The sequence below is a fragment of the Alteromonas aestuariivivens genome, assembly GCF_003367475.1.
In the GTDB taxonomy this organism is placed as follows: domain Bacteria; phylum Pseudomonadota; class Gammaproteobacteria; order Enterobacterales; family Alteromonadaceae; genus Alteromonas; species Alteromonas aestuariivivens.
Genome location: NZ_QRHA01000007.1, coordinates 258,495 through 272,030, shown reverse-complemented (window position 1 = coordinate 272,030; position 13,536 = coordinate 258,495). Strand labels below are relative to the sequence as shown.

The window sequence follows — 13,536 nt, the reverse complement described above, 5'->3', positions numbered from 1 at the left end:
AGTGGAATTAAGACTGGAGGATTTTCCCTCTGCCGTTGAACTGACTGGCAAGTATTTCCCGATCACTGAGCTTACCATCTTCATTGACATCCAGTTTTCCGAACTGCCTGAGCAGTTCCGTATCGCTAATTGCTTCTTTGATGGAGATAAAACCGTCCTGGTCCACATCCAGTTTACTGATGATATCCAGAGGTCCCTTGTTCTCGGCATTGGCATTCGCTACTACTATCGTCTGAATCACTGCGGCGGTAAAAAGAAGAAGAAAGAGTTTCTCGATGCGTTTCATCACGTCCTCCGTGTTCGCATTGTCGATACTGCTAACAGGGTTGCTTGGCCACCCCACAGCCGATGCACCAGGCATCGGCTTACCGCTACTAATCAGGTATTATGCCAAAAATAAAATAAATATAAATTTCAACAATTTAAACAAATTTTGTTAATGGGAAGATCATGCCGCGTCGCCAATAAGAGACACAAGAGGCGGATGGTGAATGATTAAAGCGACACTGGGTTTATGACTGGCCAGGCTCAGCCAAGGGCCATCCGCTGGGAGGTATCCCGGGCAAAGGTCTGGGACAATTCCGTGGCCTCTGCCAGAGGTACAGGCTCGCTGAACAGGTAGCCCTGAAAATGCTCAACACCGTGCTCCAGCAAATACTCCCACTGCCGGTGATTCTCAATCCCCTCCGCACATATGGTAAGCGACAGACGCTTGGCCAAATCGATAATAGTGCCGGTTACCAAACGACTGCGCTCGGAAGTTTCGAGCTTACAGATAAACTGGCGATCAATTTTCAGGGTATCGATACTGATTTGGGTCAGGTAACTCAGTGAGGAATAGCCAGTACCAAAATCGTCCAGGGAGATAGCACACCCCATATTGGAAACCCGGCGGAAAAACTTGTTCGACAACGCAAAATTCTCCAGGTACGCCGACTCTGTCACTTCAAATTCAATGTACTCCGGCTCTACCTGATAGCGCTCGAACACGCTGTGGATGGTGTCAAACAACCCGGCGTCTCTCAAATCATGCCCAGAAAGGTTAATCGATACCCGAAAACGGCTGTCGATTTGCTGCTGCAATACCGAAAGTTCCTGACAAACCCGATCAATGACCCAACGGGTAATGGCGGATATTTTGCCGCCCTGCTCCGCGATAGGGATAAACTCCCCCGGCATCACCAGACCTAGTTCGGGATGTTGCCAGCGAATCAGGGCTTCAAAACCGATGATGCGGCCTGTCCCGGCCACCTTGGGCTGATAGTAAACCACGAATTCACTGTTACTTACAGCCTGATCCATACTGTTGGCCAGTGACAGCTTGCGCTTGTATGCGTCTACCATGTCGGGAGTAAACACCGTGTAGGTACCACGCCCTTTCGCTTTGGAACGGTACATCGCCAAGTCCGCGTTACTCATCAGCTGGCTGAGCTCATAATCGGCGTCAGACGCCCGGGCAATACCAATACTGATGCCCACGCTGAGCTCCAGACCTCGCAATTCAAACGGTTGGGAAAAGGCGGTAATCAGTCGATTGGAAAGATTGGTAATACTGGTATCACTGCAATCTCCGTCCGGGATAATAATGAATTCGTCGCCGCCCAGTCGTGCCAGAAGATCACTCTCGGTCAGCAATGAACTGACTCGGTCCGCCACTTCGATAAGGATCAAATCACCGGTCTCATGACCGAGCGAATCATTGATGCCCTTAAATCCGTCCAAATCAAAAAACATCAGCACCAAATCCTGTTCGGTACGACTGGAACGCGCCAGCTCAAGGCGCAGGTTATCCATCACGAACTGCCGGTTTGGCAAGCCGGTGAGACTGTCGAAATTGGCCAGGCGGGTCATGGTTTCCTGCTGTTCAACCAGGGTCAGGTTTTGTTCCTGATTGATAGTCAGTTCAACTTCCATGGCTTCCATAAGGCTGTTGATGTCTTCACCCAGGCGCCGCACTTCCGAGTCGGAATGATCGCTGAAGCGTAATGAATAGTCCTTATTCTCTCGCACCAGACGGGTAAAGTGAGACAGTGAATACAAGGGGCTTAACAACCGCTTTAACAGGTAAAGACAGGCCAGAATGGTACTGAACAGTCCAACCAACACCAGCGGCATGGTTTGCCAAAGCAGATTGCGGCGGCTGTTTTGCACCGGACCAGAAATATCATTCACCACCATCAGGTAACCTTGCGGCACCGCTTGCGACCCAATCCGTTCAAAACTTATTACCCGGCCGCCCTCTACCGACGTTCCGGTCTGGCGGCTATGTACAGTGACAAAGCCGAGGCCCTGCTCTTCATCGGTTATTCCGTCTGTCTGAAACTGCTTTCTGCCTGCCCGCCCAACCAGGGTCGCCAGAGGCTGCCGGGACTGATTAAAAACCCTGGCATACACCAGATTGTCTAAACCCTGCAATTCACTGAGAATCTGGTCAATTCGATGAGCCCGCACCGGCGCGGCAGACAAGATGGGCGTAAGTTCACTGCTAAAATGGCGGGTTAATGTTGAAAGGTCTTTACTGACTGCGCCCACATACAGCTTTTCGTGTTCATTGATGGCAAGCCAGAGCACGATGATGGATGTGAATAAAACTGCGCCCACAATGGTGATCGACAGGGAAGATTTAATAGATTTTAACAACGCACTCTATCTACTTTTAATTAAAAACTTTCTGTGGTGTGTCACCACAGCCTGACGAACCGACCGGGCCGTACTATTCACCCGTCACTTCCAGTTTCGCCTTTATAAACTGGCTGTGTGGCAGGTACAACAATTCGGAAATCCGACGAATAACGTGCTCTTCTATCGGTGCGATGGTACTGTCTGCAAAGGCTATTTGCCACAAACTTTTGAGTATTTTCTGCTTTTCCCCGGAGTCGCACTGAGCATTAATGACCTTCGTAAACTGAACCAGATCCACCGCCTCGTCCGAAGATTGTAATCCATCGTCCATCAGCGCACACAGGGCTTCGTCAGACAGGTCAAAATGCGATGTCAGCATCGTGCGATAGGTTTCCAGTTCCCGCTCATCGGCGTGATGGTCTGCCCGAATGATTTCGCTCAACAGAACCGCAGTAGCCAGTTCAACCGACGTTCCCGGTGTGGCAGAGGCAGCACTTTTACGAAACAGCTCCAAAACCGCCTTTAACATAACTTACTCATTATTTTTACAAATTGCACTACCTATAGCATAACAACCGACGCCAAAGACAGACAATAGTGGATGTTATACCGCGAATAGGATCCTGGTCCAGGATTCAGTATACTAACCCGCATCGAGAATTCGGAATTGTTTGTACTCTCCGGGAAAGATTATGCAAGATTCAAAACTGGTTTACAGTACCGGTGTAGGGCGCATTGTTGAAACTGACAAAGCCGCCGCACGCTCGGTAAGCACCGATGGTGTGGTGCGCATTCATCGTGAAACAAAAGGCCGAAAAGGCAAAGGCGTATCGATTGTGAAGGGGTTAGACCTTGAACCCAAAGCTCTGAAGGATTTGGGTTCCGAGCTGAAGAAAAAATGCGGTTGTGGTGGTGCGGTCAAAGACGGCACCATAGAAGTACAGACCGACGACAGGGAAAAACTCAAAACGCTGTTGCAAAGCAAAGGATTTACCGTAAAGCTGGCGGGCGGGTAATGATTCGCCAATCAACCGAGCTCTTTATTCGATTTTAAAATCTGCAGTCAAATGAGAAGTAACATGGAAAAGCTGTCAATTTCTGATCTCCATATCGTGTTGGTTGAGCCCTCCGATACTCAACGGAAAATCATCACAACATTGCTGTTAAAAGAAAAAGTAAAAGAAATCGATCCGGTTTCAACCCTTGCGGAAGCCAGAGCAGCACTGAAATCTCATAGCGCCGATCTGATTGTCAGTGCCATGTATTTCGAAGACGGCACGGCCATTGAACTGATTAAATTCATCAAAGAGCACAAGGATTTTTGCGACATTCCTTTTATGCTGGTTTCCAGCGAAAACCGCCTCAGCAAACTCGAAGAATTCAAGCAGGCCGGTGTTGCCGCCATACTGCCCAAGCCCTTCAAGCCCATTCACCTCTCACGTGCACTTAATGCCAGCCTGGACCTGATTAATCACGATGAGCTGGAGCTGGAACTGTTTGACATTCAGAGCGTGAGGGTCCTGCTGGTGGACGACAGTAAACTGGCCCGCAATCACATTCGTCGGGTTCTGGAGAACATGGGCCTGCAACGCATTGACGAGGCAGAGAACGGTGCGATGGCGGTCACTCTGATAAAAGAAAACGACTACGACCTGGTGGTAACCGACTACAACATGCCAGAAATGGACGGACGTGAACTGTCGGAATTTATTCGTTTCAACCCGGAAACCACTCACATTCCCATCATCATGGTGACCTCAGAGTCTTCCGACAGTGCACACATGGCCAACATTCAGCAAACGGGCGTGAACGCACTGTGTGACAAGCCTTTTGAACCTAATGAAGTGCGGGCTATGCTGGCAGCACTGCTCAGCGAGTGACAGTACGAGGCTTCAGTTAGCATAGGAAAAGCATTAAGACCAGTTTTGAAGGCTAATCTATGGAAATTAGTTGTAAAAAGCGGTTGACACCACAGGCCCCGATGAATAAAGTCAGGCCATGAATATAAAAAACACACGGGCGTTCTTTTTTGCGTTTATTACCTTCAGGTAAGGGGGAAGCGCAGTGTGTTAAAACCTCCCCCAGGGAGGTTTTTTTTTGCCAAAATCGTGAGAAATATCTATGTCTGATTCCGCCTTGGGGCCATTACGGGAGCGTATTACCACGCTGGACGGTCAACTGCTGACTCTGCTTGCCGAACGTCGCCGGCTCACTAATGAAGTGGCAGAAACTAAAATTAAGCATCACATTCCCGTACGGGATGTAAAACGGGAAGAACAGTTACTGGTGCGCCTTATTCGGGAAGGCCAGAAAGTGGGCCTTGACCCCCACTACGTAACCCAGCTGTTTCACGTCATTATTGAAGACTCGGTACTGAACCAGCAGGCGATGCTGGCAGAAAGGGCAAACCCAGGCAGTACGCTGCCACTCAACCGCGTGGCTTTCCTCGGTGATAAAGGATCTTACAGCTATCTGGCAACCCAGAAATATTTCTCGCGCCGGCCGGGCGAACTACTGGAAATTGGCTGCCAGAGCTTCAGCGAAATTATCAACAAGGTAGAGCACGCCGAAGCTGACTATGCGGTACTGCCAATTGAGAACACCACCTCCGGCAGCATTAATGAAGTGTACGACCAATTGCAGCACACCCAGCTGAGCATCATTGGTGAACTGACACATCCTATTAAGCACTGTCTGCTGGTAGCAAAGTCCACCAGCATCAGCAAAATAAAAACCCTTTACGCCCACCCACAGGTATTTACTCAGTGCAGCCACTTTTTGGCGGAGCTGGGCAACGTGGAAGTAAAGACCATGGACAGTACCTCGTCTGCCATGCTGACTGTGAGTGAATTACAACGGGACGATGTAGCGGCTCTGGGCAGCGAAGCAGGTGGCAACCTGTACGGCCTGACCGCCATCAAATCCAACCTTGCCAACCAGAAGGAAAACCACAGCCGGTTTATTGTAGTCGCCCGTGACCCTGTGGTAGTGCCTCTGCAGGTACCGGCAAAAACCACTCTGGTACTTTCCACAGTGCAAAAGCCCGGGGCGCTGGTAGAAGCATTATTGATACTCAGAGACAACAACATCAATATGACCAAGCTGGAATCCCGTCCGATTCCGGGGAACCCGTGGGAAGAGATGTTTTACATCGATGTGGACGGTAACCTTAAAGACGGACACATGCAGAACGCACTGGACAATCTGCGCAAAATCACCCGATACATAAAAGTTTTGGGTTGTTACCCCAGTGAAGAAGTCAGCCCCACCAAGGTGGCGGCAGCAAGTGCGCTGGATCAGGCATAGCCTGATCCCGGTTTAAATCAGCAGGCTCTGAAAACGGATTTTCGGTGCCGGAGCCAGTTTTGCCTTATGCTTATTTTCGCATGGTCTGGCCATCATCCGCTTTGAGCAGCAATTGCTTGCTGTCAACCAGACATTTCTGGGCATATTCGCCGAACCACCTGGAAATTTGATTGAACTGTTCAATAAACCCGGCCTTATCTCCAGTTTCCAGCACGTCCAGTGCACGCCCGAAACGTTCATAAAACCGCCGAAGCAAGGCAAAATTGGCCGGATTATTAAAGATGATGTCGGCATAAAGTTCGGGTGCCTGCGCAAACAACCGCCCTACCATGGCCAGCTCCAACCGGTAAATCGGTGAACTGAATACCGTCAGGGTTTCCAAATCAATATCTTCCCCCTGCAAATGTGCGCCGTAAACAAAGGTGTTGAAGTGGCGCATAACCTGAATATAGGCCATGGCCTGATCGTGTTCTTCTGCTGAACTGAAATGCAGGGTAGCGCCCCAGGTGCGCATTTGCTCAAGCAACCAACCATACTGTGCTTCACCACGACCGTGACACACTACAACCACCTGTTTGATCATGCCAGGCGCATCCGGACCAAACATGGGGTGCAGGCCTACTACCGGCCCGGTATGGGTTTTGAGCATGGCATTCAGGGGCTTGGCCTTGATACTGGTAATGTCGGCCAGAATACAATCGTCAGCCAACATATCCAGGCTTTGAACAACCGACTCGGTAAGGTTAATCGGGACCGCGACGATCACCAGATGGGCGCATGCCAGCATGGCACGTGTTTCCGGCTTGTCCCAGTCATCCTTTTCAACCACCGAGACCTCATAATGGCTGCGCTCAAACAGACTGACCATGACGCGGCCCAGCGCACCCCGCCCACCGATAACAACCACGTTGCCGGCTTTTGGATTAATGCAGCGATAGCGGTTGTTCTGGGTATGGTAAGACTCACGCATGATACGTCGCAACAGGTCTTCCGCCATATCTGCCGAAACCCCCTTTGATACCGCCTTTTGTCTGCGACTGGCTATCAGCTCTTTTTCGCGCTCAGGCACATAGACCGGCATTCCGGTCTGCGCTTTTATCTGGCCAATGGAGCCGGTGAGTTTGGCCCTCTTGGCCAGTAATTCGATCAATTGATCGTCCAGCGTGTCTATATCCTGTCGTAAATCAGCAAGACGCCGGGATAAATCCGTCATATTAGCAACTCAGTTATCAATCAACTTCAAACGCTTATGTTACACAGACAAACGGCCCGGGTCGATCCGGGCCGTTTGTTAGCCAGCATGTGTGAACACCGAACGTTCAGTGTCAGGCAACTTCCGAACGCTTGTTCATCCGCAGAGGCAACACGGTAATCAGCTTGTCGCGAATTTGTGCTACCAGGGTTTCGGTGGTTTGCCAGTCTATACAGCCGTCGGTGATCGACACCCCATACTCCAGTTCATCCGGCGTTTTGTCGTCAGCCGACTGATTTCCCGAGTTAATGTGGCTTTCCAGCATCAGGCCTATAATCGACTGATTACCTTCCAGGATCTGGTTCACCACATTGAGAGCGACCAGGGGCTGACGGCGATAATCTTTACTGGAATTGGCATGACTGCAATCCACCATCAGTCCGGCAGTCAAACCAGCCTGGGCCAGCTCGGTTTCACAATCTGAAACACAAACCGAATCGTAGTTGGGTTGTTTGCCCCCACGCAGAATGATGTGCCCGTCTGGATTCCCCTCGGTAGCAATAACACTCACCTGCCCTTTCTTGTTGATGCCCATGAAACGGTGTCCGGATGCTGCAGATTTGAGCGCGTTCAGGGCAATCCCCAAACTGCCATCAGTACCGTTTTTGAATCCCACCGGCATAGAAAGGCCACTGGCCATTTCGCGGTGAGTCTGAGATTCTGATGTACGGGCACCAATAGCACTCCAGCTGAACAGCTCTGCCAGATACTGTGGGCTGATTGGGTCGAGGGCTTCAGTCGCCACCGGCAATTCAAGCTCTGCCAGCCAAATCAGTAATTCCCGGGCCTTTTTCAGTCCAGTTTCAATATCAAAACTGCCGTCAATGTGCGGATCGTTGATAAGGCCCTTCCAGCCTGTGGTGGTACGCGGTTTTTCAAAATACACGCGCATAACAATAAACAACGTATCCTTGCACGACTCATGCAATTCTTTCAGGCGCAAAGCGTAGTCTTTGGCAGCGTCAATATCGTGAATGGAACAGGGCCCACAAACAATCAGCAGACGATGGTCGCGGCCATGAATGATATCGGAAATGGTTTTACGGGCTTGCGAAATGGCGCTCAACGCCTGAGCTGAAACTGGCAGCTGTTTCGCTAGGTCTTCGGGAGTGATCAGCACATCTTCAGCGCTGACATGCACATTATTGACGGTGTCCTTAAGCATAACTTTCTCTTTCAGGCAATTAACGGAATTTCCGTGTAAATCAGATAAAACGTGGACTCAGGCACAAATGCACACATATCTTTACAGCTGGAAATCAAATATTCATATGGCGAGTTGACTTTCTACCAATTTAAGATAAGGGAAGCAAGTAAACTTTAAGATTAATTTTGTCTTTTTCATGCCTTACATCCGGACTGCTCACTTTTCACTCTGCCCGTGCCAAAAGGTCAGCCCCGAACCACTGAATTGTCCGTGATAACGGAACCGTCGGGGATCCGGGCTCCCGGCAGAATTGTTACATTGTTACCAATCTCCACGTTGGAACCAATAAATATAGGTTCACTGCGTTGCCAGCCCAGATTACGGCGCTTAGCATCAAGCGGATGGTGCAGCGCGCATACCACCACACCTGCTCCCACGCGGGTGTTCGCACCAATATGCACTTCCCCCGCATCCAGAATGGTTACTCCACCAGCCAAAGATACATTGCTCCCTGCATGGATGTTGGCTCCGTAATCACAATAAAAAGGTGGGCTGAGCTGAATGTTCCGGGCGTTGGGCAGCAACCTTGCCAGAATGCCATCCCGCTCGGTCTCACTCAGGTCGGAACAATTAAATTGCCAGCACAACTCCTTGGCGTAGGCGCGGGCCTGAGCCAGCCCCTTGGCGCGGGTTTGATACCAGCTGCCACTGAGCATAGCTTGCCACAGAGGATGTTGGGGAGTTGCGCGGGCCATGATGGGTAAATGACTTGAAAAATCGTCGCGACAGCATGCCACAACAGGCACAAAAAAGCCCGCTGGAAGCGGGCTTTTTGAAAGTTAACAATAACGCAAGGATTAGTAATCTTAGTTAAGCTTCTCTTTGATACGTGCAGACTTACCTGAACGCTCACGCAGATAGTAAAGCTTAGCACGACGAACCGCACCGCGACGTTTCACTTCGATAGAAGAGATTGCCGGGCTGTGTGTCTGGAACACACGCTCAACGCCTTCGCCGCTGGAAATTTTACGTACGGTAAAAGACGAGTGAAGACCACGGTTACGCTTAGCGATAACAACACCTTCATATGCCTGAAGACGCTCTTTGTCACCTTCGGTAACGCGAACTTTAACGATCACTGTGTCACCTGGGCCAAACGCTGGCACATCAGATTTCAACTGTGCTTGCTCGATTTTTTTGATGATATCTTGACTGACTTTGCTCATCATATCCTCTCGTCCTAGTTAACTGTCATCTTGCTGCAGTTCGGTCTGGAACTGTTCCAGTAGCCGTTGCTGCTCCTCAGTCAGAGCTAGGTGATTAAACAATTCAGGGCGACGTTGCCAGGTTCTACCCAGCGACTGCATTAATCGCCACTGCCTAATTTTTTCGTGATCCCCACTCAACAACACAGGAGGTACTGCACGACCATCCAGAATTTCCGGGCGGGTGTAATGCGGACAATCGAGTAACCCGTCAGCAAACGAATCTTCCTCTGCTGAAGCGCTGTGGCCCAATACACCAGGCACAAGCCTGGCGACTGCGTCCATCAGCACCATTGCCGGCAGTTCCCCACCGCTGAGCACGTAATCTCCGATTGACCATTCTTCGTCTACCTGAGATTCAATTACGCGCTCATCAATTCCTTCATAACGCCCGCAGATTAGTATCGTGCGGTCGTGGCTGGCGAGATGTTTTACACCAGCCTGATCGAGGGGTTTCCCCTGTGGTGATAAGTAAATCACCCTGGTATTTTCTCCGCCTGCCTGTTTGGCAGCGGATATGGCGTCAGTTAAAGGCTTAACCATCATCAACATACCGGGGCCACCTCCATACGGGCGGTCATCCACTGTGCGATGGCGATCATGGGTAAAGTCTCTTGGGTTAAAAGTGTCTACCGACAGCAAACCTGATTTCACCGCTCGCCCGACCACACCCTGTTGGGTGAAAGGAGCGAACATATCGGGAAACAGACTGACGATACCGAACCATTTCTCCGCGGTCACTTAAAACCCCGGATCCCAGTCAACCGTAATGATCTTGCCTTGTTTGTCGACCGATTGAACGACAGAGTCGAACACAAAGGGCAACAATCTTTCTTTTTGACCAAATGCGTCCTTCGGATTGGCTCTGACCTGTAACACGTCATTCGCCCCGGTATTAAACACATCTTTCACCACACCCAGGTTGTAACCTTGCGTAGTTACTACCTGCATGCCGGTGAGCTCACGCCAGTAAAACTCATTGTCACCCAGTTCGGGTAACTGGTGTGCAAAAATTTGAATATCCAGGTTTTTGATGCGCTCGGCATCATCACGACTGTCTATACCATCAATTTTTGCAACCAGAGCTTTACCGTGCGGTCGCCATTGATCGATTAGGTACTCTTTTTCGTCACTGAGAATCCAGGGACGGTACTCGAAAATACCTTCTGGTGTGTCGGTGAAGCTGTTGATTTTGACCCAACCTTGAACGCCATAGGGCGCGCCAATTTTGCCAATTACAACCATGTCAGACGCTTGACTCATCTACACCCACCAGTCCGCAACATTAAGCTGCAGCTTTTTTTGCTTCTTTAACCAAGCTAGTTACGCGCTCTGACAAGCTCGCGCCAACGCCAACCCAGTATTCAACACGTTCCAGGTCCAAACGCAGACGTTCAGCCTGACCTTGTGCAGTTGGGTTGAAGAAACCGACGTTTTCAATGAAACGACCGTTCCGGGCGCGACGGCTGTCAGCCACCACTACTTGATAAAATGGACGCTTTTTCGCGCCACCACGCTGTAAACGAATAGTAACCATAAGTGCCTCAAACTCGTTGTAGCGTTACCGTTAACTTACCTTCCCTATGATGCTTAAACATTCAGCACCAGTAAGAAGGCCGCAGAATTATACGTATTTAGCATGTAATTGCAAGGAACAATGACTGAAAAACCAGCAGTGGCTGGCCGTTTGCTGATAAAACCTTTGAGGGTATGCGCTACGGTAGGGCCTGTTGATCTTTGCTGTTCGAAATTTGTTCTCTCTGAGTGCTTTCAGGGCAAGGCGAAAGCCATGAAGCGTAGTCAGCCAAGTAAATGACGAACAACGCAGTCATGGAAGCACTCAGAGTGAACCCTAAGGGCAGCACTTGTCGCGCTTTTCAGCTGCGTTAGTGACTGTTCATGTAGATGACTACACTTCACAGCCTCTGCCTTGCATAAATGCACGACAATTTGCTGCAAAATTGAACAACAAAGATCAACAGGCCCGAGCAAAGATCAGTGAAAGTCGCTCGGTGCTACCGCCGCACAATCCACTATAGCACCGGCAACTTAAAGCATTAATCCCTGCTGGTTGATTTTTCACCCGACACAGGTCACATTCTATAGCGCTGATGTACGTGCAACTGACCAACAATTACAAGCTGATATGCCAATACCCTCAACCCCTAATACAGCCAGAATCCGCACCCGCCAGGTGCTCAGTTGGCTAGGCAACCTGCTCTCACCTTATCGCAAGCGGGTAGCTGCTGCTATTGCAGCCTTACTGGTCGCATCCGGTGCATGGCTGGCACTGGGCCAAGGCATACGTTTTGCCATTGATAGAGGCTTCGTGGCAGACAACATGGAAGTACTCAACCAGGCCGTATTGTTGGTTCTGGTAATCTGTTGCATAGCCAGCCTGGCAACCTACTGTCGCTTTTATCTGATGACCTGGCTGGGCGAGCGGGTAAGCGCAGACATTCGTAACCAGGTTTTCCATCATTTACTTACCCTGCCGCCGTCCTTCTTTGCCGAGTTGCGCACCGGAGAAGTTATATCCCGCTTTACCAGCGATACCACCGTCCTTCAAACCGTGGTCGGCATGAGTCTTTCCATGGCCGTTCGTTCCGCCCTCACATTCACCGGAGCCATGATACTGATGCTGATTACCAGCCCGTTGCTGACCGCCAGCGTTTTGTTAGCGGTACCCGCGGTATTGATTCCCATACGCATTCTGGCTCCCCAGGTGCGCCACTATGCAAAACTGAGTCAGGACAAAATTGCCGATCTGGGGGCACACATTGACCAAAGCCTGCATGAAATTGTCACCGTTCAGGCTTTTAGCGCAGAGCCTCATGAATATCAGCGCTTCAACCAGCGGGTGGAACTCGCCATGCAGGCGGCCAGGCGACGCATTCATTACCGGGCGCTGCTAATAGGCTGCATTATGTTACTCAGCTTGTCTGCGATTACTGTTATTGCCTGGATAGGCGCCCGCAATGTGTTCCATCAGTCCATGACCATCGGTGAACTGTCTGCGTTCCTGTTCTATGCAGTGATGGCTGGCGGTTCGGTGGCCACCATCAGTGAAGTGATAGGTGACATTCAGCGAGGCGTCGGTGCCAGTGAACGGTTACTGGAACTGCTTGCCAGCGAGCCAGGGATCGTCCCAGGAACACTCGCCCATCTGAATGACATCTCCGCCCCACCAGCCATTCAGTTTGACAATATTACCTTTGGCTATCCAGGTTCCTCACCGCTGTTCCGGCATTTTTCCCTGTCCATTCAAAGTGGTGAAAAAGTCGCTCTGGTGGGAGCCAGTGGAGCTGGGAAATCCACCTTATTTCAGTTACTCATGCGCTTCTACGATGTGCAGAACGGTACTATCCGCATCGGTGACACAGCAGTAAGAGATTTAACCCTTTGCGCGCTGAGAAGCCAAATAGCCATTGTTACTCAGGAGCCGGTTGTGTTCGCCGATTCGGTTCTGGAAAATATTCGCTATGGAAAGCCTGGCGCCAGTGATGCTGATGTTTTCCATGCGGCAAAAAGTGCATTCGCCCACGAATTCATTGACCAGCTTAGTGAAGGCTATTACACCCAGTTAGGCGAACGGGGTGTAAAACTGTCCGGCGGTCAGCGACAACGTATTGCCATTGCAAGAGCTATTCTGGCCGACCGCCCGGTGCTGTTGCTGGATGAAGCCACCAGTGCACTGGATGCCATTAGCGAAAAAATGGTTCAACATGCGTTGAATACCCTGATGCAGGGCCGCACCACCATAGTGATCGCACACCGTCTGGCGACAGTAAAAGATGCCAACAGGATTGTGGTAATGAAGGATGGAAACGTCGTGGCAACAGGCCGCCACGAAGAATTGATGAAAAGCGACGCACTGTACCGCGAATACGCCGAGCTGCAGTTGCTGAGCTAGGCCCCATATGATGCTATATCGTATGCAAAAA

Annotated in this window: 14 protein-coding genes; 4 read left to right on the top strand and 10 right to left on the bottom strand. The window is 50.4% G+C overall.

What is annotated here, in order from left to right; all coding sequences use genetic code 11:
• Positions 1–7: 7 nt before the first annotated feature.
• The 3 genes from DXV75_RS11550 to DXV75_RS11540 all read right to left on the bottom strand — a co-directional run bounded on the left by DXV75_RS11550 (position 8) and on the right by DXV75_RS11540 (position 3,151).
• Complete coding sequence (locus tag DXV75_RS11550; protein ID WP_115593613.1) at positions 8–286, bottom strand: calcium-binding protein; 279 nt, start codon at positions 284–286, stop codon at positions 8–10.
• Between the two features lie 242 nt (positions 287–528).
• The gene (locus tag DXV75_RS11545) at positions 529–2,640 is read right to left on the bottom strand and encodes a putative bifunctional diguanylate cyclase/phosphodiesterase (RefSeq protein WP_245953184.1); all 2,112 of its coding nucleotides are present in this window, start codon (positions 2,638–2,640) and stop codon (positions 529–531) included.
• Positions 2,641–2,713: 73 nt separating this feature from the next.
• Positions 2,714–3,151 carry a tellurite resistance TerB family protein gene (locus DXV75_RS11540; RefSeq protein ID WP_115593561.1) on the bottom strand — a complete coding sequence of 146 codons (438 nt, stop codon included), beginning with the start codon at positions 3,149–3,151 and terminating at the stop codon, positions 2,714–2,716.
• A gap of 163 nt (positions 3,152–3,314) precedes the next feature.
• Here DXV75_RS11540 and yciH point away from each other — a divergent pair, with 163 nt between their 5' ends.
• The 3 genes from yciH to pheA all read left to right on the top strand — a co-directional run bounded on the left by yciH (position 3,315) and on the right by pheA (position 5,928).
• Positions 3,315–3,638, top strand: coding sequence for a stress response translation initiation inhibitor YciH (yciH, locus tag DXV75_RS11535; RefSeq protein ID WP_115593560.1), 324 nt, complete (start codon positions 3,315–3,317; stop codon positions 3,636–3,638).
• Between the two features lie 63 nt (positions 3,639–3,701).
• Positions 3,702–4,502, top strand: a complete 801-nt coding sequence (locus DXV75_RS11530) for a response regulator (protein ID WP_115593611.1) — start codon at positions 3,702–3,704, stop codon at positions 4,500–4,502.
• Positions 4,503–4,743: 241 nt separating this feature from the next.
• A complete protein-coding gene (pheA, locus tag DXV75_RS11525; RefSeq protein ID WP_115593559.1) occupies positions 4,744–5,928 on the top strand; it encodes a prephenate dehydratase in 1,185 nt (394 codons plus the stop codon).
• 70 nt (positions 5,929–5,998) lie between these two features.
• Here pheA and tyrA read toward each other — a convergent pair whose 3' ends face one another.
• The 7 genes from tyrA to rpsP form a co-directional block, all read right to left on the bottom strand.
• On the bottom strand, positions 5,999–7,141 hold the full coding sequence (tyrA, locus tag DXV75_RS11520) for a bifunctional chorismate mutase/prephenate dehydrogenase (protein WP_115593558.1): 1,143 nt from the start codon (positions 7,139–7,141) through the stop codon (positions 5,999–6,001).
• A 112-nt stretch (positions 7,142–7,253) separates the two neighbouring features.
• The gene (locus DXV75_RS11515) at positions 7,254–8,345 is read right to left on the bottom strand and encodes a 3-deoxy-7-phosphoheptulonate synthase (protein ID WP_115593557.1); all 1,092 of its coding nucleotides are present in this window, start codon (positions 8,343–8,345) and stop codon (positions 7,254–7,256) included.
• 227 nt (positions 8,346–8,572) lie between these two features.
• Positions 8,573–9,133 carry a maltose acetyltransferase domain-containing protein gene (locus DXV75_RS11510; RefSeq protein ID WP_147291826.1) on the bottom strand — a complete coding sequence of 187 codons (561 nt, stop codon included), beginning with the start codon at positions 9,131–9,133 and terminating at the stop codon, positions 8,573–8,575.
• 60 nt (positions 9,134–9,193) lie between these two features.
• Positions 9,194–9,553 (bottom strand): 50S ribosomal protein L19, encoded by a 360-nt coding sequence (rplS, locus tag DXV75_RS11505; protein ID WP_115593610.1) that lies wholly within the window; start codon positions 9,551–9,553, stop codon positions 9,194–9,196.
• 18 nt (positions 9,554–9,571) lie between these two features.
• Entirely contained in the window at positions 9,572–10,288 is a 717-nt protein-coding gene (gene trmD, locus DXV75_RS11500) for a tRNA (guanosine(37)-N1)-methyltransferase TrmD (protein ID WP_245953188.1), read from the bottom strand.
• Positions 10,289–10,333: 45 nt separating this feature from the next.
• Positions 10,334–10,855, bottom strand: coding sequence for a ribosome maturation factor RimM (rimM, locus tag DXV75_RS11495; protein WP_115593554.1), 522 nt, complete (start codon positions 10,853–10,855; stop codon positions 10,334–10,336).
• 22 nt (positions 10,856–10,877) lie between these two features.
• The gene (gene rpsP / locus DXV75_RS11490; protein ID WP_115593553.1) at positions 10,878–11,129 is read right to left on the bottom strand and encodes a 30S ribosomal protein S16; all 252 of its coding nucleotides are present in this window, start codon (positions 11,127–11,129) and stop codon (positions 10,878–10,880) included.
• A 609-nt stretch (positions 11,130–11,738) separates the two neighbouring features.
• On the opposite strand from rpsP, the gene DXV75_RS11485 reads away from it, so the two are divergent.
• Entirely contained in the window at positions 11,739–13,505 is a 1,767-nt protein-coding gene (locus tag DXV75_RS11485) for an ABC transporter transmembrane domain-containing protein (RefSeq protein WP_115593552.1), read from the top strand.
• Positions 13,506–13,536 lie beyond the last annotated feature (31 nt).

Bases quoted from the DNA above. Each gene is read 5' to 3' on its own strand.
- DXV75_RS11550 (WP_115593613.1), bottom strand. From the start codon at position 286: ATGAAACGCATCGAGAAACTCTTTCTTCTTCTTTTTACCGCCGCAGTG.
- DXV75_RS11540 (WP_115593561.1), bottom strand. From the start codon at position 3,151: ATGTTAAAGGCGGTTTTGGAGCTGTTTCGTAAAAGTGCTGCCTCTGCC.
- yciH (WP_115593560.1), top strand. From the start codon at position 3,315: ATGCAAGATTCAAAACTGGTTTACAGTACCGGTGTAGGGCGCATTGTT.
- DXV75_RS11530 (WP_115593611.1), top strand. From the start codon at position 3,702: ATGGAAAAGCTGTCAATTTCTGATCTCCATATCGTGTTGGTTGAGCCC.
- pheA (WP_115593559.1), top strand. From the start codon at position 4,744: ATGTCTGATTCCGCCTTGGGGCCATTACGGGAGCGTATTACCACGCTG.
- tyrA (WP_115593558.1), bottom strand. From the start codon at position 7,141: ATGACGGATTTATCCCGGCGTCTTGCTGATTTACGACAGGATATAGAC.
- DXV75_RS11515 (WP_115593557.1), bottom strand. From the start codon at position 8,345: ATGCTTAAGGACACCGTCAATAATGTGCATGTCAGCGCTGAAGATGTG.
- rplS (WP_115593610.1), bottom strand. From the start codon at position 9,553: ATGAGCAAAGTCAGTCAAGATATCATCAAAAAAATCGAGCAAGCACAG.
- trmD (WP_245953188.1), bottom strand. From the start codon at position 10,288: ATGTTCGCTCCTTTCACCCAACAGGGTGTGGTCGGGCGAGCGGTGAAA.
- rimM (WP_115593554.1), bottom strand. From the start codon at position 10,855: ATGAGTCAAGCGTCTGACATGGTTGTAATTGGCAAAATTGGCGCGCCC.
- rpsP (WP_115593553.1), bottom strand. From the start codon at position 11,129: ATGGTTACTATTCGTTTACAGCGTGGTGGCGCGAAAAAGCGTCCATTT.
- DXV75_RS11485 (WP_115593552.1), top strand. From the start codon at position 11,739: ATGCCAATACCCTCAACCCCTAATACAGCCAGAATCCGCACCCGCCAG.